Consider the following 19,954-nt stretch of genomic DNA (forward strand, 5'->3'; position numbering starts at 1 on the left):
AAAAGGTACTCCGGGGATAACAGGCTGATCATTCCCAAGAGCTCATATCGACGGAATGGTTTGGCACCTCGATGTCGGCTCGTCACATCCTGGGGCTGGAGAAGGTCCCAAGGGTTCGGCTGTTCGCCGATTAAAGTGGCACGTGAGCTGGGTTCAGAACGTCGCGAGACAGTTCGGTCCCTATCTGTTGTGGGCGTTGGAAGTTTGAGGGCACCTGACTCTAGTACGAGAGGACCGAGTCGGACACACCTCTAGTGTACCAGTTGTTGCGCCAGCTGCATTGCTGGGTAGCTACGTGTGGATGAGATAAGTGCTGAAAGCATCTAAGTACGAAACTCAGCTCAAGATGAGACTTCCTTTAAGGGCCGTCGTAGACTACGACGTTGATAGGCTATAGGTATAAAGTCAGTAATGGCAAAGCCGAGTAGTACTAATTGCCCGTAAACTTTCTGTTACACTCTGTTTTTTCCATTTGCTCCGTTGTATTTTCTTTCTCATATATGTCGTTTTTTATCTAAGATATTTAAGATCTTATGGTGACTTTAGCGATGATGCCCACCTCTTCCCATTCCGAACAGAGAAGTTAAGCTCATCAGCGCAGATGGTACTGGTTTTTCCGGGAGAGTATGTCGTCGCCAACCTTTATAATCCCGACCCTAAAAAGTCGGGATTTTTTTTTACTTTTTTTTATTCTCTTCACTTTCGCCGGAAATCAATACTTTTGCCAAAATTTTTTCCAACTGATGAATAGTAAAATCCCTTTCTTTTTTTCTTCTTTGTTTTTCCTCTCTGCCAATTTTTTATTATTCTCGCAGAAAACTACTGTTAACAATAATAGTTTACCTCAATACTATTCATTGTCCCGAAATTGTGTTTCCTCTTTTCCTTTTACTAATATTGATACTTCCATTCGTCAGATTCAAAAATATGACCCGATTTTCAATAAAGTTAATTTTTATGCAAACCTCGGAAATTTAGGCTCTCCTTACCGTAATCTGTTATTTTTTACTGATGAAAATATAGAATTTAAGGCAATTACCAATCCTTATGAGGATTATGTTTATCGTGGTGAAAATATAAGATTTTATAACGTTACCCGCCCTTATACCGAACTGAAATATGTGATGGGTTCGAAAAAGGAGCAATCTCTCAAAATTCAGCATTCGCAATCGGTTCGTAAGAATCTGACTTTAGGATTTACTTACCAGATTATTAATTCTCCGGGATATTACAAATACCAGAAAACCAATAATAATTCGCTGGCTTTAGCGGCGGCTTACAATACTGATAATAAAAGATATTCGGCTAATGTAGCTTATACTTTTAATCGTTTTAAAACAAAAGAAAACGGCGGTATTGTCAGCGATTCCACTTTTGAAAACAACCTGGAAACAGACAGGGAAGTTTACCTGACAAATCTTAAAGAAGCGGAAAGCCATTACCGCGAATCGGGCATTACTTTTCAACAAAGTTTTTATCTCGGCAGAATTCCTAAAAATAAGATAAAAGAATCAAAACAAACTGATTCAACACTCAACATTGCCGATAGTACAAAAGCCAAAGAGAATTTTAGAAACATCAGAGGCATGAGAAATGCTTTTTGCCTTGGAACTTTGCACCACCGTTTTGATTACCACAGGCAAAGCAGTGTTTATGCTGATTCCGACCCTGTTTCGGGATTCTATTCACGCATATATTCCGATTCAGTTCAAACACTCGACAGCACCCATGTTGAACAGATTTCGAACGAATTTTTCTGGTCGAACCATTCGCCATTGCTCCCCGATTCTTCAAGAATTCTTCGGCTTTATTTTGGCGTAAAACATCAATACTCAATTTATAACGATAATTACGGAACAAAATATTTTTCGCAGGTAATTCCTTCAGCAGGTTTTGTTTTACACCCGATAAAGATTTCGGAATTAAATGTCAATGTTTCTTATGTAACAGGAACCTACAATGATGGTGATTACCTTATGAATGCCAGATTGATAAACAGTTTTGGGAAAACCAATCAATTGAAACTTGAATTTTCAGCAACTTATTTGCGCCAAATGCCTGCATGGTTTTACAGTTTTTATCGTTCAAATCATTTTTACTGGATGGAAAAGTTAAAACCACAGGAATTGAACAAACTTGGTGCAACGCTCTCATGGAAAGGATATTCGGCATGTGCAAATTATTTTGTGATTTCTCATTTTACTTTTCTTGACGAGCAAGCCTTGCCTGCTCAGGATAATTCTACGCTGAAAGTTTTTCAAATAAATGTGCGAAAGAATTTTAGGCTGGGAGGAATACATTTTGACAATAATTTTGCCTGGCAGAAAATAATGAGCAGCGACGCATTGCATCTGCCCGAAATAATGCTGAATTTTTCGCTCTATTACCAGATGTCGTTGTTCAATAATGCATTACTTGCGCAGGTGGGCTTGGATGCCTCGTACAATTCGGCTTATTATGCCGATGCTTATATGCCTGCATTGCATAGTTTTTATTTGCAAAAGGAAAAGAAAATTGGAGATTACTGCTATGGTGATGTATTTATCAATTTTCAGGTGAAACGGGCAAACCTGTTTGTGAAATACCAGCATTTCAACAGTTGGTTTGGCGATTACCGCTATTATGCCTCGCCACATTATCCTATGCCTGATGCCGGTTTTCGTTTTGGTGTAAGCTGGAGGTTTTACGATTAAGCCTTTTAGCTCAATTACGAATTACGGAAATCAATTACGAATTAAAAATTACGAATTACGGGTTAAAATCTGCCAGAGTTTGAAGTTCTTGGCAGAGTTTAAAAAGAAGAAAAAAAATCTGTTCCAACCCGTATGACCCGCGTCATCCGTGTTCCATCAGAAATTATCAATTCAGGTTTCACCCCCTTTAGAGCCAATCGAAGTTGATATCAATTCAGGTTTCACCCCCTTTGGAGCCTATCGAAGCTGATATCAATTCAGGTTTCACCCCCTTTGGAGCCTATCGAAGCCGATATCAATTCAGGTTTTTAATTACAAATTACGGAAACCCATTAACCATTAATAATTAAATCCGTTTCAATCCGTCTGATCCGCGTCATCCGTGTTCCAATGTCAACCACAAATTCTTAGCGTTCTTTGCGACAAACTCTGCGCTTCTTTGCGGTTAAATTTTTTTGCCGCAAAGTTCGCAAGGAATTGCGCAGAGAACCGCAAAGCCTGCTAAAAAACAATTAACCATTCAGGTATAAGTGCATTTGGGGTAAATCAATCACCATGAACTATATAAAAAAAGCCCTCACAAAGAGCTTTTGGAGGGCTTTCATCGAAGGATTATTTTTCGATTTTCCTTACGGCATCTATCACTGTACCATCCACCCATTTAATGATTGCGACAATTTCGTCGCTAAATTTGGGCTTTGAAGGTTTCCCGCAAATGCGTTCGGCTTCTTCTTTCAATTCCTCAATGGTTTTAATGGGGAGATAGGTGTTTTTCAATTTTTCAATCAGATCGGTACGATTGGGATTGATAGCAATACCACGTTCGGTAACAATGACATCAATCAGTTGTCCTGGTCCGCAAAGTGTTGTTACTTCATCAATAATCACAGGGATACGGTCTCTGAACAAGGGAACCGGTAAAATAACACATTTTGAATGCAGGCAGTTTTGCCAGCCACCAATACCGTGTAGCAGGTAGCCGTCGCTGTGCGAAACAACGTTTCCATTAAAGTTAACGTCAATTTCGGTGGCACCAAGTATTACGATATCGGTCATTGAATTGTAATTACCTTTGCTGTGGTAGTTATAGGCATGCCAAACCGAAACGTCGAGATGGTTGGCATTGTCGCGGATGGAGCGAACCGATTCCAAATCGAACGACTGGGCATCGAGAATATAGTCGAGAACGCCTTCTTCGAGCATTTTAACCATGTATTGAGTACTACCACCAAAACCAAACCGTGCTTTTTCTCCACGGGCTTTCAGAATTTCGTGGAAATAAATACCTATTGAAAGAGATGTTCCACCAGCACCAGCCTGGAAACTGCAGCCGTCTTTCAGTAAACCTGCTTCGAGGCAAAATTGGGCAGTCATTTCGGCAATTAAAAGTCTGTCGGGGCTTTTGGTTACCTGTGTGGTTCCGGATACAATTTTTTCGGGATAACCTATTTTATCAACTACCACCACATAGTCAACATAATTGCCTAAAACTTGCATGGGTGCACAGGGGAATGGAACAAGATTATCGGTAACGATAATTACCTTATCGGCATACATCATGTCGGCAAGAGCATATCCCAGCAAACCGCAAGCGGAGTTGCCGTCAACCCCGTTGGCATTGCCGAAAGCGTCGGCAGTGGGTGCTGCGATCACGGCAATGTCAATGTGAACTTCTCCGTCCTGAATGGCTTGCACTCTTCCTCCGTGTGAGCGGAGAACGGCTACACCTTTCATTTTCCCTTCGGAACAAAATTTTCCCAAGGGTCCGTTCATACTGCCTTCAATATGATTGATAGTTCCGTCTTCCAGATATTTAATCAATGGTTCGTGGCAAGGAAAAGAGGCAGATGGCAGCCAAACAAGGTCTTTAATTCCAAATTCGCTTGCAATATCAAAAATCATGTTGCTTACCAAATCGCCGTCGCGCAGGTGATGATGAGTCGAGATGGTCATTCCGTCTTTTAGTCCACACTTGCGAAGTGCTTCGGTGAGTGTGCCAACGGTTTTGTTTCCATCTTCGGGATAATCAAGCACTGTGGGTATTGGTGATGAATATTTTCTTCCTTCGGGGCGATGTTTGCCTATTCCTTTAAAGGGAATAACCTTTTGCCCGTTTACCTCGGTAGGGACTAACCTGCCGGCTGCGTTTACTACCAGATTATCATATTTTTTCATTCTTCTTCCCTCCAGTTTTTTGAAAGTTTACCCATGGTTATTGCTAATTCAATTGTTCGTTGAGCCCGTTTTACTACGGGAGGATCTATCATTTTGGTACCCAATGATACTACACCAAGCCCTTTTTCGGTGGCGTTGATAAATGCATTTACAATTTTTTTGGCTTTATCAATTTCAGTTGTTTCGGGTGCAAAATTTTCGTGAATAACACGGATTTGCCGGGGATGGATACATCCCATGCCATCGAAACCTAATGCTTTTGATTTTAATACGTTTTGTTTAAGCGCTTCCATGTCGGCGACATCGGAAAAAACTGAATCAATAGCTTGGATTCCGGCAGCTTTACAGGCATTTACCAATTGGCAACGGGCATAAAATGATTCAGTAGCTTCGTTTGTACGGCGTGTGCCAAGGTCGGCGGTGTAGTCTTCGAGTCCTATTGCCATTGCTACAACATTTTCGGCCGAACGTGCAATTTCAAAGGCATTCATCACTCCGAGCGCACTTTCAATGATAGGCATTAGCCAGATAGGCGAATTCAACCCTGTTTCTTGCTGAATGGATGCAATTTTTTTGTTCACAGCATGAATTTGCTCTGCATGTTCACACTTTGGAACAAGAATGAGGTTAACATTATAGGGGATAATGTAATCGAGGTCGTCGAGACCGGCAGGAACCTGGTTAATACGAACCATACGTTCGGCACCGTAGAAATCAACAGAAAGTAATGCGTTGCGAACCAAATAACGGGCTTCTGCTTTTTTTGAATAAGCCACAGCATCTTCAAGGTCGAGAATGATTCCGTTAGGATGGTGAATGCCAGCATTCAGCATCAGTTGCGGACTGTTTCCCGGAAGATATAGGCGCGAAAAGCGATTCCGGTCTTTGGTAGTTGTGTAAATATTTTGCGGAAGCATTTCCGGAAGAAAAACTTTATCAGTAGTTATCAATTGTTTGATAGCTGCTTCCATACGGGCGGCAAGTACAAAATCGAGTGCTCCGAAATCTTCAATAAGCAGACGGCAATTGTTGATTGCAAAAAAAGAAAGTATTTCCCTGGCTTTCGTAATAATTGCATTACCGTACAGGGCTTTCACTTTGCTTTCGAGTTTGATCTCTGTCCCCTGTGAATCGGTAAGTTCAAGGGTAACATGGCAATCGGAACGGATACCCTTTCCTTTATTTCCGGCTAAAGCTGTAGTTTCCAATGTGTATCTCCTTATATTTTGAAGTTAATGGTGGATAAATAGATGGCTCAAAATTAATAAATAAGGTGGTAAAGACAAATAAACATCTGTAAAAAAAAGATGAATATGGTTGTAGTGTAAAAATGAGACAATAATGTGTAAAATAAAAAAAGCCACTCTGAAAGAGCAGCTTTTTTCCAAAAATCTTTTCAGAAGAATTAATTATTTCACTTCTTCTGCTGGTTTTACGGTGTCAGCTTTAATAGTGTCAGCAGCTACCTGTGCAAGGCTATCAGCTATTCTAATACTGTCAGCTTTAGCTATAGAGTCCAATTTAGCTTGTTCAGCTTCTTTGTTAGCGCCTGATTTACATGCTACAAAGGCAACCATTCCTGCAACTACTAATAATGCAAAGAGTTTTTTCATGTGTTTGATTTTTGATGGTTAATTAGGCTGCAAATATAAAAATATTTTTAGTTTGTACTTTAATTTCTTAAAAAATGTTAAAAAATTTTAAAAATAGATATTAACAATCTAATGTTAATAACCTTTCATCATCTGGATTGCTGCCGTAGGACTCTCAGCAGAAAAAATACTGTTCCCTGCAACAAGGATATTGGCGCCGGCTGCAACAAGTTTTTCAGCATTTTCGGTAGATACACCTCCGTCAATTTCAATGGCGGTGGAGGTTTTTTTGCGTAGTATAAGCTCTTTTAAAAGGGATATTTTTTCATAAGTGCCTGCAATAAATTGCTGCCCGCCAAAACCCGGGTTTACCGACATCAGAAGAACGATATCAGCTTCGTTTATACTATTTTCGAGAAAATGCACAGGGGTATGGGGGTTTAATACAATTCCTGCTTTCATTCCCAGCGATTTTATAGCAGTAAGGGTACGATGTAGGTGGGTACAGGCTTCGAAATGCACGTGTAAAATATCGGCTCCGGCATCTCTGAATTCCTGCAGATAACGGTACGGTTCGGTTATCATCAGATGAACATCGAGGGGCTTTTCTGCGTGTTTTTTTAAGGCTTTAATTACAGGAAAGCCAAAAGTTATGTTAGGAACAAATACCCCATCCATTACATCAATATGGATCAAATCGGCTTGGCTTGCATTTAGCATTGCAATTTCCTGCGACAATTTTGATAGGTCGGCAGAGAGCAAGGATGGTGCAACTAAAACAGGCATAGGGTTATTATCCAAGATATGTTTTTAGGATTCTGCTTCGGGTGGTATGTTTGAGCCTTCGAATGGCTTTTTCTTTAATCTGGCGGACGCGTTCGCGTGTCAGTTCGAATTTCTCACCAATTTCTTCAAGTGTCATGGGATGGCTTCCGTTCAAACCGAAGTATTGCCTGATGACGTCAGCTTCGCGTTGGGTAAGAGTAGATATTGCCCTGTCAATTTCTTTTTTCAGGGATTCGTACAACAGCCCCGATTCGGGAGTGGGAACATCGTCGGCACGCATTACATCGTACATGGTATTGTCTTCGTCCTGTACCAGAGGAGCATCCATCGAAACATGCCTGCCCGAATTTCGCATAGATTCCTTTACTTCGTTTTCCGTAATTTCAAGTATTCCGGCTATTTCGTCGGCATTGGGTTCGCGTTCATATTGTTGTTCCAGTTGTGCATAGGCTTTATTTATCTTGTTGATGGAGCCTATTTTATTCAGGGGTAATCTTACTATGCGCGATTGTTCGGCTAAAGCCTGCAGTATGGATTGGCGAATCCACCAAACTGCATACGAAATAAATTTAAAACCACGGGTTTCGTCGAACCGTTGGGCTGCTTTTATCAGTCCGAGATTGCCTTCGTTAATCAGGTCGGGAAGGCTTAGTCCCTGGTTTTGGTATTGTTTTGATACGGAAACAACAAATCGAAGGTTTGCCTTGGTAAGTTTTTCGAGAGCTGATTTATCTCCTTGTTTAATCCGTTGGGCTAACGAAACTTCTTCATCTGCAGTAATTAGTTCCACTTTTCCAATTTCCTGAAGATATTTATCCAAAGAAGCGGTTTCGCGGTTAGTAACTTGTTTGGTAATTTTTAGCTGCCTCATGCCAATGTATAAATTGAAAATGAATGTTTATCGTATGTTTAAAGAAATGTATTGCAAAAAGCGGGTTAAAATTAAAAAACTTATGTTTGCGGAGGCTTAGGCAGAAGAACTTTCCGTGATAATTTTAATTTTCCCGTTTTGCTGTCTATATCAATAAGTTTTACTTCTAACTCGTCTCCAACTTTTAAAACACTTTCAACGGTTTTCAGGTGTTTCCACTCTATTTCAGAAATATGCAGCAATCCGTCTTTCCCGGGAAGAATTTCCACAAAAGCGCCAAAAGGTTGAATGTTTTTTACTACACCTTTATATATTTCACCAATTTCAGGAACAGCAATAATACGTTTGATTTTTTCTCTAACGGCTTCGATAGAGTCTTTATCTGCAGATACAATGTCAATGATACCGAATTCGCCTACTTCTTCAATTACAATAGTAGAGTTGGTTTCGCGTTGCATTTCCTGAATAACTTTTCCACCGGGTCCGATAACGGCGCCAATAAATTCTTTAGGAATAGTCATTTTTACTATTCTTGGAACATGGGGTTTATAATCCTGACGGGGTTCGGTAATGGTTTTTTCCATTTCATCTAAGATGTGCATTCTGCCGCGATGGGCTTGTTCAAGAGCTTCCGCCATAATTGCGTACGATAGTCCATCTACTTTTATATCCATTTGGCAGGCTGTTATTCCATCTCGTGTACCAGTAACTTTAAAGTCCATATCGCCAAGATGGTCTTCGTCTCCAAGAATATCAGAAAGAACGGCATATTTACCGCTTTGGGTATCGGTAATCAATCCCATGGCAATACCTGATACCGGTTTACGTATTTTTACACCGGCATCCATGAGTGCAAGGGTACCTGCACAAACGGTAGCCATAGAGGATGAACCGTTTGATTCGAGAATATCGGAAACGATACGTATGGTGTAGGGATTTTCTTCTCCTGTGGGTACCATGGGTTTCAATGCCCTTAATGCGAGGTTCCCGTGTCCTATTTCGCGGCGGCTTGTGCCCCTTACGGCTTTCACTTCTCCGGTTGAAAATGGAGGGAAGTTATAATGGAGAATGAAATTTACCTTGTCTTCTATTACTGCGCCGTCAATTATTTGTTCATCAAGCTTGGTTCCAAGTGTAACTGTTGTAAGCGATTGGGTTTCACCGCGGGTAAAAATAGCCGAGCCATGTGCGGTGGGTAAATAATCCACTTCTGTCCAGATGGGACGAATTTCGTCAAGCTTTCTGCCATCAAGTCTTATGCGTTCGTTCAGGATAACGTCGCGAACAGCTTTTTTATTCACATCGTGGAAATAACGAGAAATCAGCGGTCCCTTTTCCATGGCTTCTTCCTCGCTCAGGGTTAGAATAAAATCTTCTTTTACTTTGTCGAACAGTTCGGTGCGTTCGTGCTTACCTGTGGGGTTCTTCGCTATTTCATAAATCCGGGAATAGGAAAAATCATGTACTTTTTTTTCAAGTTCTTCATCCTGCGATTCGTGACAATATTCACGTTTTACATGGGCTTTTTCTACCATTTCCATCAGTTCACACTGAGCCTCGCATTGTTTTTTTATGGCTTCGTGGGCAAGTTTCAGGGCTTCTATCATATCGTTTTCCGATATTTCTTTCATTTCTCCTTCTACCATCACAATGTTCTCCTTTGAAGCAGCGACCATTATATCAATATCTGCTTCCGGAATTTCGGAAAAACCAGGATTAATTACCAAATTTCCGTTTATTCTTGCTACTCTCACTTCAGAAATAGGACCCAGAAAGGGAATATCTGAAACCATAAGTGCCGACGAAGCTGCCAGGCAGGCAAATGCATCGGGCTTAATATCGGGGTCGGAAGAAATTAATGTGATAAGTACTTGGGTTTCCGCATGGTAATTGGCAGGAAAAAGGGGGCGTATTGCCCTGTCAACTAAGCGGGCAATCAGGATTTCATATTCTGACGGACGGGCTTCCCGTTTAAAAAAACCCCCCGGAAAACGACCTGCCGCTGCATATTTTTCCTGGTATTCTACTGTTAGTGGCATGAAATCAACATTCTCAGCCGCTTCTTTTTTTGAACATACGGTGGCTAACAACATAGTGTTAGCTATCTTTACTACCACCGAACCATCGGCTTGCTTGGCAAGCTTACCGGTTTCGATGGAAATATTTCTGCCATCGCCCAGATCAAAAGTCTTTACAAATCCTTGCATAAAATTGATAAGGTGTTATGATTATTTGATTACTATTTTCTGATGTATTCAATACAAAAAAAGGCAATTCGGAACAATTGCCTTCATTTGGATATTTTTTATTGTGCTTCAGGGTTATTTTCTGATGTTTAATTTTTTGATGATAGTTCTATATCTTTCAATATCAATTTCTTTTAGATAGTCAAGAAGCCTGCGGCGTTTTCCTACAAGACGAACCAGTGCCCGTTCGGTAAAAAGGTCTTTCTTATTGGATTTTAAATGCTGTGTAAGGTGCTGAATACGATATGTAAACAATGCAATTTGTCCTTCGGAACTGCCGGTATCTATTTCGGAAGTGCCGTGCTGCTTGAAGATATCTTTTTTAATCTCTGGTGTTAAATACATGATTGTTTAATTAAAAGTGACTTGCTTTTGGGTGTGCAAAATTACAATTTTTTTTTAAATGACAAAGAAGCCGCATTTTTTTTACAAAATATTTCAAACCTTAACCTGCTTAAAAAACTTGTGCAAAGTAAATAAATATTTAATTTAGCATGGCGTTTTATCTGTAAAATAATAAAATTATGAAAAAGTTTTTATGGGTTTCTTTCATATTTATGATTTTGGTAATCAGTGTAAAAAGTCAATCGTATGTTACGATGATTGATATTGAGAATATTGCAGTAAAATCAAACAGAGATTACAAGCAATTACAATCTCCTGACCACAGAGTTGAAGGAAGCATGTATCTCAATGAAGCTTTTTCTCCGGGCCTTCTTGTTATGAAAGCTACTGATAATGTGATTAGCAATTTGCAATTTCGTTATAATGTTTACATGAAACAAATGGAATTTATTCATAATGGCGATACACTTGCTTTAACTAAACCTGAAAAAGTTAAATACATTGTTTTTCAAGATCAAACATTTGCATACCTTCAATATTTGAAGGGAGAAAGAATAGAAAATGATTATTTCCAAATTTTGGTTGATGGGAAATTCCAGTTATTACACCATTATATGGTGCTTTTTGAGCCAAGAAATCCACCTGCAACACCTTACAATGCAGGAAATTTCAACGACAAGTATTCACAATTGGACGATTTTTATGTGCAAAGAGAAGGAGAGCTGGCAACAATTGTTTCTCTCAGTAAAAAAAGCTTATTGGCCTTTATGAAAGATAAAGAGCCCCAGATTATGCAATTTATTAAAAAAAATAAACTGAAAATCAGGAAGCCGGAAGATGCAGTCCGGCTAATAACATTTTATAACAGCCTTCTTTAAAAGTATTTAAATATGAAATGACATAATTAACAGTAAATGAAGATATTTCTTGTTTCTGCGACTTCTGCTGAAATTGAGCCTTTCTTACATAGGGCATCTTTCAGGAAAAAACTTGCTTCCGGAAAAGAGCGGTTTGCATATGGTAAAGCAATCATTGATGTGCTGATTACGGGTGTAGGCATGGTTCCCACCGCATTTTGGATGGCAAAATCCTTATACAAAGAAAATTATGATGTTGCAATCAATGTAGGTATTGCAGGGAGTTTTTCTACCGGGCTTCAGATCGGAGAAATCGTTAATGTTGTAAGTGATAGGTTTTCGGAAATAGGCGCCGAATCAGGAGAACAGTTTCTCTCTCTTATTGATTTGAAATTACTTGAAGACGATAAAGCTTTCGCTACAAATAATGAACTGGTAAATAGCAGTGTATTCGAAAGTAAAACCATTAATTCCTTAAAAAAAGTAAAAGGGATAACTGTAAATACGGTACATGGATGCAATGACAGTATTCAGAAAGTGAGAAAGTTGTTTCACCCGGATGTAGAAAGTATGGAAGGTGCCGCATTTTTATATGTCTGTTTGAATGAAAGGATACAATGTTTGCAACTACGGGCAATCTCCAATTACATTGAAACCCGTAACAAGGAAAAATGGAACATCCCATTGGCTATTCGCAATGTAAACAATGCTTTATTTATGATACTGGATGAATAAGAACACTCAAAATAACAAAAAGTTGCAGTTAGCATTCAGCCCCTGTCCCAACGACACTTTCATGTTCGATGCGTTGATAAATCACAGGATGGGTGCTGTGGACCTGGATTTTGATTATCACCTTGCTGATATTGAAACTCTCAATCTCAAAGCTTTTGATGGGTATTTTGATGTTACCAAGCTGAGTTTTCATGCTTTATTGTACCTTGCAAAGGAATATACCTTGCTGGATGCCGGATGTGCTTTGGGCAGGAACTGCGGACCCGTTCTCATAGCGCGAGAGCCCTTTTCTTTAGAAAAATTAGCAAAAGCAACCATTGCCATCCCTGGTCGGTATACCACTGCCAATCTGCTATTTAGTCTTGCTTTTCCTGAAAGTAAGGTAAAAAAAGAAATTTTATTTTCCGACATCGAAAATGCCGTACTTACGAGACAGGTTGATGCCGGAGTTATAATTCACGAAAGCCGTTTTACTTTCGAACAAAGAGGTTTGATTAAGCTGATGGATTTGGGCGAATGGTGGGAAAGCGAAACAGGATGTCTTATACCGTTGGGCTGTATTGTGATAAAACAAAGTGCAGGTTCTGAGATTATTAAAAAAACCGAGAACCTTATACGAAAAAGTATTGAATATGCTTTTGAAAATCCAGAGCATTCTTCCGGATTTGTCAAAAATCATGCAAGGGAAACGCTTGATTCGGTAATAAGGCAACATATTCAATTGTATGTAAATAAATTCTCCATTTCACTCGGTGAAGAGGGAAGAAAAGCCGTGGAAACACTCTTTGAAAAGGCAGCACAAGTCAGATTGATTCCTTAAGAAATCCTTACTTTTTACAAAAAATACCTGATTTTTGCTATTGTCAAAATAAATCCTTTATTTTACAGGGTTTTTTAAACAAATGTTGAATTTAAAATCAGAAAAATATGAAAAAAGGAGTACTTGTTTTTGCAGCATGTTTAAGCATGGCTGCCATGCCCGTATTTGCCCAGATGGATAACCTTACCAACATGAGTGCGGAATGGATGCGCACCGGCAACAGAAATGCAGCTCTCGATGCTGCTGACATTGTGGTGTATAACCCTGCTGGGTTGACTAAAATAAAAGATGGTTTGCATATAAACCTGAGCAATCAAACCTTGTTTCGCCAACCTCAGCATACTTTTGACCTGGGTTTCGGTAAAGGTGAACAAACTTTTAAACAGGATAAAACCGACCCAATTTTGCCAAATTTATACCTTGCTTATAAAAAAAATAACTGGGCAATTCATGGCGGAATCTACATTCCCGGAGGTGGTGCTACTGCCGATTATCCGGATGGTTCGATTACTACAGAATTGATTTCCTTGCAATTATTGCAATCATATGCCGCACAGGGTGCTGATTATACAATGGCTGCCAATCAGTCGCTTAAGGCTTCTTCATATTACATTGCTTTTGCCCTGGGGGGAAGTTATGCTTTTAACGATGCTGTTTCTGTTTCGTTGGGAGCTAGATACCTTAGCTGTAAAAATACAACAAAAGCCGGAATGACACTTACTGGCTCGCAAGTATTACCCGACCAGCAATTTGCAGTGAAAACAGAAGACAATGCAGATGGTTTTGGTGGAGTAGTAGGATTAAATATTCAACCTTTTGAAAAATTAAACATCGGTGTAAAATACGAAACATCTGTTGCTCTTAACTTTGAAACTGATGTAAAAAATGATGATTTGCAAATGTTTACAGATGGTGCAAAAAATCATCGCGACCTTCCGGCGAGCTTTAATATTGGTTTTGCCTATAACATGTCGAAAAAACTCCAAGCAGAATTTGATTATGGTTATTATTTCCAACAGGCAGCTGACTGGGGAAAAACAAAGGATAGAAATATTTTCCCAGTTGACCATAGCTTGTCGGAAATGGCAGGAGACTGTTATACAGCCGGTTTAGCTCTTATTTATCATCCCGTCGAAAAACTAACCCTCAGCACCGGAGCCATTTTTACCAAATTTTTATATGAGGACAAAGAAGGCTATTATACCAGCCTTGGCTCTTTTGAAGTGCTGAAAAACGACAACTGGAATTTCAGTCTGGGCGGTGCGTACCGACTGTTTAAAGGGGTTAACCTGAACCTTGCCTTCGGATACTGTGTGTGGAAAGATTACAATACCAAATCGTTGCAGATAGAAATGCTGAAATTTGCTACCCAAAATCCGGATACCGACCCGATTATAAAGACCAGCGATAATGCTACCATTATTGCAGTAGGTTTTGATTTTTCGTTATAAAAAGTTTATCACATTTATTGCTACTTTTGTCGCTCCTCCCGTTCTTCTATAGCAGGAGGAGCGTTTTTTTAATCTTTTGAAAATGATAGTAATTACAGGAGCAGCCGGGTTTATAGGAAGTTGCCTGGCAGGCAAACTCAACGAAAACGGCGTTTTTGACCTTGTCCTTGCCGATGATTTTTCAAACCAGACAAAGGCTGACAACATTAATACAAAAAAAATTAAAGAAAAGGTTGAACGTTCTATTTTGTTTAACTGGCTGGAGCAAAATCATGAAAATGTTAATTTTGTGCTTCATATAGGAGCCAGGACTGATACTACCGAATTTCGGAAATCCGTTTTTGACGAATTGAATGTGAATTATTCAAAACAGGTATGGAATTTCTGTACCCGCTATCAGATTCCTTTAATTTATGCTTCCTCTGCGGCTACATACGGGCTTGGTGAGTTGGGTTACAGCGATGACCATGCGTTAATTCCCAGCCTGAAACCTTTGAATCCCTATGGAAATTCGAAAAATGAATTCGACAAATGGGTGCTGCAGCAAAACGAACAGCCCCCGCTATGGTATGGCTTGAAGTTTTTCAATGTGTATGGTCCCAATGAATACCATAAAGGACGCATGGCTTCCGTAATTTTTCATGCTTTCCACCAGGTTCGGAAAACCGGGAAAGTGAAACTTTTTAAATCGCATCGTCCCGATTTTACCGATGGTGGGCAACTTCGCGATTTTGTGTATGTGAAAGATGTTGTGTCGGTTATCCTTTTTCTGATGAATAAAAAAGGCTTTTCAGGAATTTATAATCTGGGAACAGGTAAAGCACGTACATTTCTCGACCTTGCAGCAAATACTTTTAAAGCATTGGAAATTCCTGAAAATATTGAATTTATTGATACTCCTATTGATATACGCGATAAATACCAGTACTTTACACAGGCAGACATGACAAAGTTGTTTTCCATCGGGTATCAACAGCCTTTTTTCAGTCTTGAAGAAGGTATTGCAGATTATGTAAAAAATTTCTTGGTTTATCAGGAATATTTATAGAGTACTGCATTACAGACTTTATTTGAAATTTGCATAATAATTTGTAAATCAAATTAATTTTGGTGCTATGTATATTTTGGCTGCTTTTCGAATAATACCCGTGTAATTTTTTTCCCCTCGTAGTTTTTTTTCAATATCTGTGAAGTTGTAGTTTTTTTATCTGTTAAAAATTATGAAAGAGGAAAGTTTTTTCTTTTTCATGTGTCTTATCCATATACATTTGCAAACTGAAAATTTATCCGATTATATGTGTAAATCATTTAAAGTCAATTTTTTATTAATCTTTTTGTTTTCTACAACATCATTTGTTTTTTCACAGCGACCTTCACAGGGAAATGGTAGCATGCCCCAGGGAAGCGGAAAAATTACCGGGATTCTCATTGATGCCCAGGCTTCACAACCCATTGAATACGGAAATGTGCTGGTTTTTCGTGTAAAAGATTCTGTAATGGTTACCGGCAACATCAGTAATGTAACCGGGAAATTTACTATCGAACCAGTCCCTTTTGGAAAATATTATCTAAAAATTCAATTTATAGGATACAAAACCAAATACATAAACAATGTTTCCATTTTATCCAAAAATCCGGAAGTTGATTTGGGCAAAATTCAGATTTCGCAGTCGGCAAGTTCGCTTTCAGCAGTGGATGTAGTGGCACAAAAGGAAATGATTACCAATAACCTGGATAAAAAAGTCATCAATGTTGACAGAAATATTGCTAGTTCGGGCGGCACAGCCATTGATGTAATGCAGAACCTGCCTTCGGTTTCGGTGGAATCAGATGGAAACATCAGCCTGAGAGGAAATACCAATGTTACTATCCTTATTGATGGTAAGCCTTCGGGAATGGCTAATTTGAGTGCTTCGGACGCTTTGAGCCAAATTCCGGCAAGTTCTATCGAAAGTGTGGAACTGGTTACCAACCCTTCTGTGCGTTACGACCCGGAAGGAACTTCCGGAATTATTAATATAGTGCTGAAAAAGAAAAGCCTGCTGGGGCTTAATGGTATGGTACAAGCCAATGCCGGTACGGGGGATAAATACAGCGGCACACTGAACCTTAACTATCGTAACAAAGGATTAAATTTGTTTGGAAACATGGATTTGCGTCAACACCGCAGCAAAGATTCCGGTACAGGTTTTCGTACCACTGAGTATAACAACATTGTTTCTTACCTTAGCCAGCATACAGATGGAACCAGTGAGAACAAGATGTACAATATCAATGTTGGAGCCGATTATTATCTGAACGATCGCAATTCTATTACGCTACAGTACCAGAACCGCCATATGGACCGTTCGGAAGATGAAACTACCGATAATCTTACAAAAGATTCGGCATTTAACCTGAAAAGGAATTTCGACCGGAATACAGAAGGAAGCCGTAAGATGAGAACAAATGAATACACACTAAATTACAAACGTACCTTTGAAATGAAAGGGAAGGAGCTTACTGCAGATTTTATTGTTAGTGATAACAGCATGGACGGGGATGAAGATATGCTGCAACGTGAATTTTCCGGAGATACGGTAAGTAGTACTTCACTTCAGCGTTCGATATCCGACAATTCAAACAACATGTATATTGCCCAGGCAAATTATGTTGCTCCTCTTGGTGAAGGTGGCAGATTGGAAGCCGGCTTCAAAAGCTCATACCGTCAACAGGTTTCGGGCAACAATCTGTACAACGTATTGACTAATGATCAACGGGATACTATACAACGAAATCATTTTGCTTACGATGAACAAATTCATGCTATCTATGGAATTTATTCCAACAGCATAAAAAAATTCAAATACCAGGTAGGATTGCGGCTCGAAGAAGCATACACCGAATCGGAACTGAAATATAAAAATGACAAATTCGATAATAATTATTTTAGTTTTTATCCTTCCGTGCATCTGGTGCAGGAAATTGGAAAAGAACAGGAAGTGCAGTTAAGTTACAGTCGCAGGATAAACCGCCCCAATCCCAGGATGATGAATCCTTTTGTGGATTATGAGGATTCACTAAACGTACGCCAGGGTAACCCCAAGTTAAAACCGGAATACATCAATTCGTTCGAGCTGGGGTATTCCAAATACTGGGGAAAAACTTCTTTTACAGGCAGTGTATTTTACCGGAGAACGGATGATGTGATAAATTCTGTAAGCGTTCTGGATTCCAATAATGTTACTTTTACCTCCTATTATAACTTATCTAATAATCAATCCTATGGAATAGAATTGATAGCCACCAAAGAATTTTTCAAAATTCTGAAAATAAATGCAAACTATTCCTGGTTTAAAAGCACTTTCGACGGAAGTAAGGAATATAATATTCCAAAAACAGAAGACTACACATGGACAGCCAAGCTGAATCTTAATCTCAATCTCTCCAAAGATTTTTTCTTTCAGGTCATCTCCAATTACCGTGCTCCGGTAACTATGGCTCAGGGAAAGAGAAAGGAAACTTATTTTACTGATGTTGCATTGCGAAAAGATTTTCTGAAGGGGAAATTATCGGTAAATGCACGTATGAGTGATGTATTTGCAACCCGTAAATACAGTTCTGAAACCTATGGAGAAGGTTTTACCTACGCATCTACCCACAAGGGCGAATCGCAGATAATTTTCCTGGGAATAAGCTATAAGTTTAATAATTACAAACAACAAAAACCCAACAGGGAAGCCAATGGTGAAGAAGGAGATATGGGCGAATTTTAGTCTATTTTCCGGATGTTTCCCGAACCGTTGATGTTGGTGGTAATATCGGGAGAACCCTTATAACTTACATTTCCGCTTCCGCTGATGGAAACATCCAGTTTTTCGAGCGCCATCACATAGCAGTTTCCTGAACCGTTAACATCTACACTACAGCGGCTTCCCGGCATTTCTTCAGAATGGATATTGCCTGAACCGTTGATGGTAAACCATTGTTTTTTGGCAGTACCTTTCAGCAAAATTTTACCGGAACCTCCGATTTTGCAGGTGAGTTCATCATATTCTACATTAAGAAACACACTGCCAGAACCATTGATTGCCAGTTTCAGTTCTTCTCCTTTAAAGGTACCTTTGGTTTCTACATCTGCCGAAGCATTAACTGTGAGTTTTTCAAGTGTATTGGCAGTAAGAAAAATATTGATGCCCTTGTGGCTCCCCAGGCATTTTCTTTCCAGCTCAATTACCAAGGTGTTCCCGGCAACGTGGCACGCAATTTCATCAAGAATATTTTGTTGTGCTTCGATACGAAGCGATTGTGTAGTACCTTGCTGAAGATACAAATGGGCAGGAACATTCACTTCAATTTTTGTAAAAGGATCAGCCTGCATAACCCTTGCCACAGATTCTCCTTTGCCGTTGATGCAATCCATACAACCGCAAAAGGAAAACAATGCCATAATTAACAGAAAGAATATCTTTTTCATTTTCTTATTTTTTACAAATATAGTAAACTTATTCACCCGAGTTCGGGATAAAATATTTTTTCCATCTGCTTGATATTAACCTGTCAGAATTTTAATATCAATAGAAAGGATTTTTTATTTTTGGTGAATTCTCCGTCGAGAGATCAATAATTAATGTCTATGGACAATTTTTTCTTAAAAATCAACATTCTATTAACGTTCATCGCCTACGGCGAAATGTAACATGAAGAAATATTCCAAAAATGGCTTGCAACCTTGTCCCGAAATCAGTTTAATACTAAGAAAAAAACATTTTTCAATATTATAAACACTTGAATCCCGTTTCAGTTTACTTTTGTATCAAATTTGCAAAACCTTTGAAAAGAATCTTACCTGCTTTTTTGGCTTTTACCTTACTTTATAATGCAGTAGGATACTATATTGTATATAAGACTGTCCAATACCAGGCGAAAAAAGAAATGAAACACCGTATATTTCGCCTTGTGCCTGAAAAAGAATTACTACGTTTTGCTGCCGATGACCCGGATTTTTGCTATAACGCAAAATTTATCAATCCACATGAATTTATTTTTGGAGAGAAAATGTATGATATAGTAAAGGAAATTAGTGAAAACGGAAGGATTTATTACATGTGTGTTAACGATGAAAAAGAAGGAACTTTATTAAAAAATTTTAACAGACTTACCTCCGACGACGGTCCTAAAAAATCACAGACACAGCAAACAATGCAACGACTATATAAGTTGCTGGTAAATGAATTTACTGATAATTCTGAAAAATTTACAAATTATATACATAAAAACAAACTTGTATTTACAGAATATAATTGTTTTTATTCTATTCCAGAAGTGGAAATGGTTCCTCCTCCCCCCAAGATATAAATTATTGATAAACAGTTTTTATTTCAGAGTATAGTATATCTCTGTT

At 39.0% G+C, this 19,954-nt stretch carries 16 protein-coding genes and 2 rRNA genes; 10 read left to right on the forward strand and 8 right to left on the reverse strand.

Annotated elements, in window-relative coordinates; translation table 11 throughout:
* The 3 genes from M0R21_11300 to M0R21_11310 form a co-directional block, all read left to right on the forward strand.
* Window positions 1-454: ribosomal RNA gene (locus tag M0R21_11300) — 23S ribosomal RNA — on the forward strand; the annotation flags it as partial.
* A gap of 78 nt (window positions 455-532) precedes the next feature.
* Window positions 533-641 (forward strand): 5S ribosomal RNA (gene rrf, locus M0R21_11305).
* A 102-nt stretch (window positions 642-743) separates the two neighbouring features.
* Entirely contained in the window at window positions 744-2,693 is a 1,950-nt protein-coding gene (locus M0R21_11310) for a putative porin (GenBank protein ID MCK9618405.1), read from the forward strand.
* A 612-nt stretch (window positions 2,694-3,305) separates the two neighbouring features.
* On the opposite strand, the gene citF is transcribed toward M0R21_11310, so the two are convergent.
* The 7 genes from citF to rpsO all read right to left on the reverse strand — a co-directional run bounded on the left by citF (window position 3,306) and on the right by rpsO (window position 10,708).
* Window positions 3,306-4,868 carry a citrate lyase subunit alpha gene (gene citF / locus M0R21_11315; protein MCK9618406.1) on the reverse strand — a complete coding sequence of 521 codons (1,563 nt, stop codon included), beginning with the start codon at window positions 4,866-4,868 and terminating at the stop codon, window positions 3,306-3,308.
* Window positions 4,865-6,076, reverse strand: coding sequence for an aldolase/citrate lyase family protein (locus tag M0R21_11320; protein ID MCK9618407.1), 1,212 nt, complete (start codon window positions 6,074-6,076; stop codon window positions 4,865-4,867). Before M0R21_11320 ends, citF begins: the two co-directional genes overlap by 4 nt.
* 201 nt (window positions 6,077-6,277) lie before the next feature.
* Window positions 6,278-6,481: a hypothetical protein gene (locus M0R21_11325; protein MCK9618408.1), complete on the reverse strand. Its 204-nt coding sequence runs from the start codon at window positions 6,479-6,481 to the stop codon at window positions 6,278-6,280.
* Between the two features lie 114 nt (window positions 6,482-6,595).
* The gene (gene rpe / locus M0R21_11330; protein MCK9618409.1) at window positions 6,596-7,246 is read right to left on the reverse strand and encodes a ribulose-phosphate 3-epimerase; all 651 of its coding nucleotides are present in this window, start codon (window positions 7,244-7,246) and stop codon (window positions 6,596-6,598) included.
* A 7-nt stretch (window positions 7,247-7,253) separates the two neighbouring features.
* Window positions 7,254-8,117: a sigma-70 family RNA polymerase sigma factor gene (locus M0R21_11335; GenBank protein ID MCK9618410.1), complete on the reverse strand. Its 864-nt coding sequence runs from the start codon at window positions 8,115-8,117 to the stop codon at window positions 7,254-7,256.
* Window positions 8,118-8,197: 80 nt separating this feature from the next.
* Window positions 8,198-10,324, reverse strand: a complete 2,127-nt coding sequence (locus tag M0R21_11340; protein ID MCK9618411.1) for a polyribonucleotide nucleotidyltransferase — start codon at window positions 10,322-10,324, stop codon at window positions 8,198-8,200.
* Between the two features lie 114 nt (window positions 10,325-10,438).
* Window positions 10,439-10,708 (reverse strand): 30S ribosomal protein S15, encoded by a 270-nt coding sequence (gene rpsO, locus M0R21_11345; protein MCK9618412.1) that lies wholly within the window; start codon window positions 10,706-10,708, stop codon window positions 10,439-10,441.
* Between the two features lie 179 nt (window positions 10,709-10,887).
* Here rpsO and M0R21_11350 point away from each other — a divergent pair, with 179 nt between their 5' ends.
* From M0R21_11350 to M0R21_11375, 6 genes are all read left to right on the forward strand, one after another.
* On the forward strand, window positions 10,888-11,586 hold the full coding sequence (locus M0R21_11350) for a hypothetical protein (GenBank protein MCK9618413.1): 699 nt from the start codon (window positions 10,888-10,890) through the stop codon (window positions 11,584-11,586).
* A gap of 36 nt (window positions 11,587-11,622) precedes the next feature.
* Window positions 11,623-12,300, forward strand: coding sequence for a futalosine hydrolase (gene mqnB, locus M0R21_11355; protein ID MCK9618414.1), 678 nt, complete (start codon window positions 11,623-11,625; stop codon window positions 12,298-12,300).
* The gene (locus M0R21_11360; protein ID MCK9618415.1) at window positions 12,293-13,120 is read left to right on the forward strand and encodes a 1,4-dihydroxy-6-naphthoate synthase; all 828 of its coding nucleotides are present in this window, start codon (window positions 12,293-12,295) and stop codon (window positions 13,118-13,120) included. Before mqnB ends, M0R21_11360 begins: the two co-directional genes overlap by 8 nt.
* 107 nt (window positions 13,121-13,227) lie before the next feature.
* Window positions 13,228-14,571, forward strand: a complete 1,344-nt coding sequence (locus M0R21_11365; protein ID MCK9618416.1) for an outer membrane protein transport protein — start codon at window positions 13,228-13,230, stop codon at window positions 14,569-14,571.
* A gap of 82 nt (window positions 14,572-14,653) precedes the next feature.
* Window positions 14,654-15,619, forward strand: coding sequence for an ADP-glyceromanno-heptose 6-epimerase (rfaD, locus tag M0R21_11370; GenBank protein MCK9618417.1), 966 nt, complete (start codon window positions 14,654-14,656; stop codon window positions 15,617-15,619).
* 247 nt (window positions 15,620-15,866) lie between these two features.
* Complete coding sequence (locus tag M0R21_11375) at window positions 15,867-18,326, forward strand: TonB-dependent receptor (GenBank protein ID MCK9618418.1); 2,460 nt, start codon at window positions 15,867-15,869, stop codon at window positions 18,324-18,326.
* Here the strand turns inward: M0R21_11375 and M0R21_11380 are convergent.
* Window positions 18,323-19,027, reverse strand: coding sequence for a DUF2807 domain-containing protein (locus tag M0R21_11380; GenBank protein MCK9618419.1), 705 nt, complete (start codon window positions 19,025-19,027; stop codon window positions 18,323-18,325). The genes M0R21_11375 and M0R21_11380 overlap by 4 nt on opposite strands.
* 356 nt (window positions 19,028-19,383) lie before the next feature.
* Between M0R21_11380 and M0R21_11385 the strand changes: the two genes are divergently transcribed.
* Window positions 19,384-19,908 carry a hypothetical protein gene (locus M0R21_11385; GenBank protein MCK9618420.1) on the forward strand — a complete coding sequence of 175 codons (525 nt, stop codon included), beginning with the start codon at window positions 19,384-19,386 and terminating at the stop codon, window positions 19,906-19,908.
* Window positions 19,909-19,954 lie beyond the last annotated feature (46 nt).

It is taken from the genome of Lentimicrobiaceae bacterium (assembly GCA_023227965.1).
In the GTDB taxonomy this organism is placed as follows: Bacteria; Bacteroidota; Bacteroidia; order Bacteroidales; family JALOCA01; genus JALOCA01.

Bases quoted from the DNA above. Each gene is read 5' to 3' on its own strand.
- M0R21_11310 (MCK9618405.1), top strand. From the start codon at position 744: ATGAATAGTAAAATCCCTTTCTTTTTTTCTTCTTTGTTTTTCCTCTCT.
- M0R21_11375 (MCK9618418.1), top strand. From the start codon at position 15,867: ATGTGTAAATCATTTAAAGTCAATTTTTTATTAATCTTTTTGTTTTCT.
- M0R21_11340 (MCK9618411.1), bottom strand. From the start codon at position 10,324: ATGCAAGGATTTGTAAAGACTTTTGATCTGGGCGATGGCAGAAATATT.
- M0R21_11360 (MCK9618415.1), top strand. From the start codon at position 12,293: ATGAATAAGAACACTCAAAATAACAAAAAGTTGCAGTTAGCATTCAGC.
- M0R21_11365 (MCK9618416.1), top strand. From the start codon at position 13,228: ATGAAAAAAGGAGTACTTGTTTTTGCAGCATGTTTAAGCATGGCTGCC.
- M0R21_11335 (MCK9618410.1), bottom strand. From the start codon at position 8,117: ATGAGGCAGCTAAAAATTACCAAACAAGTTACTAACCGCGAAACCGCT.
- M0R21_11380 (MCK9618419.1), bottom strand. From the start codon at position 19,027: ATGAAAAAGATATTCTTTCTGTTAATTATGGCATTGTTTTCCTTTTGC.
- rpe (MCK9618409.1), bottom strand. From the start codon at position 7,246: ATGCCTGTTTTAGTTGCACCATCCTTGCTCTCTGCCGACCTATCAAAA.
- rfaD (MCK9618417.1), top strand. From the start codon at position 14,654: ATGATAGTAATTACAGGAGCAGCCGGGTTTATAGGAAGTTGCCTGGCA.
- rpsO (MCK9618412.1), bottom strand. From the start codon at position 10,708: ATGTATTTAACACCAGAGATTAAAAAAGATATCTTCAAGCAGCACGGC.
- M0R21_11325 (MCK9618408.1), bottom strand. From the start codon at position 6,481: ATGAAAAAACTCTTTGCATTATTAGTAGTTGCAGGAATGGTTGCCTTT.
- citF (MCK9618406.1), bottom strand. From the start codon at position 4,868: ATGAAAAAATATGATAATCTGGTAGTAAACGCAGCCGGCAGGTTAGTC.
- M0R21_11350 (MCK9618413.1), top strand. From the start codon at position 10,888: ATGAAAAAGTTTTTATGGGTTTCTTTCATATTTATGATTTTGGTAATC.
- mqnB (MCK9618414.1), top strand. From the start codon at position 11,623: ATGAAGATATTTCTTGTTTCTGCGACTTCTGCTGAAATTGAGCCTTTC.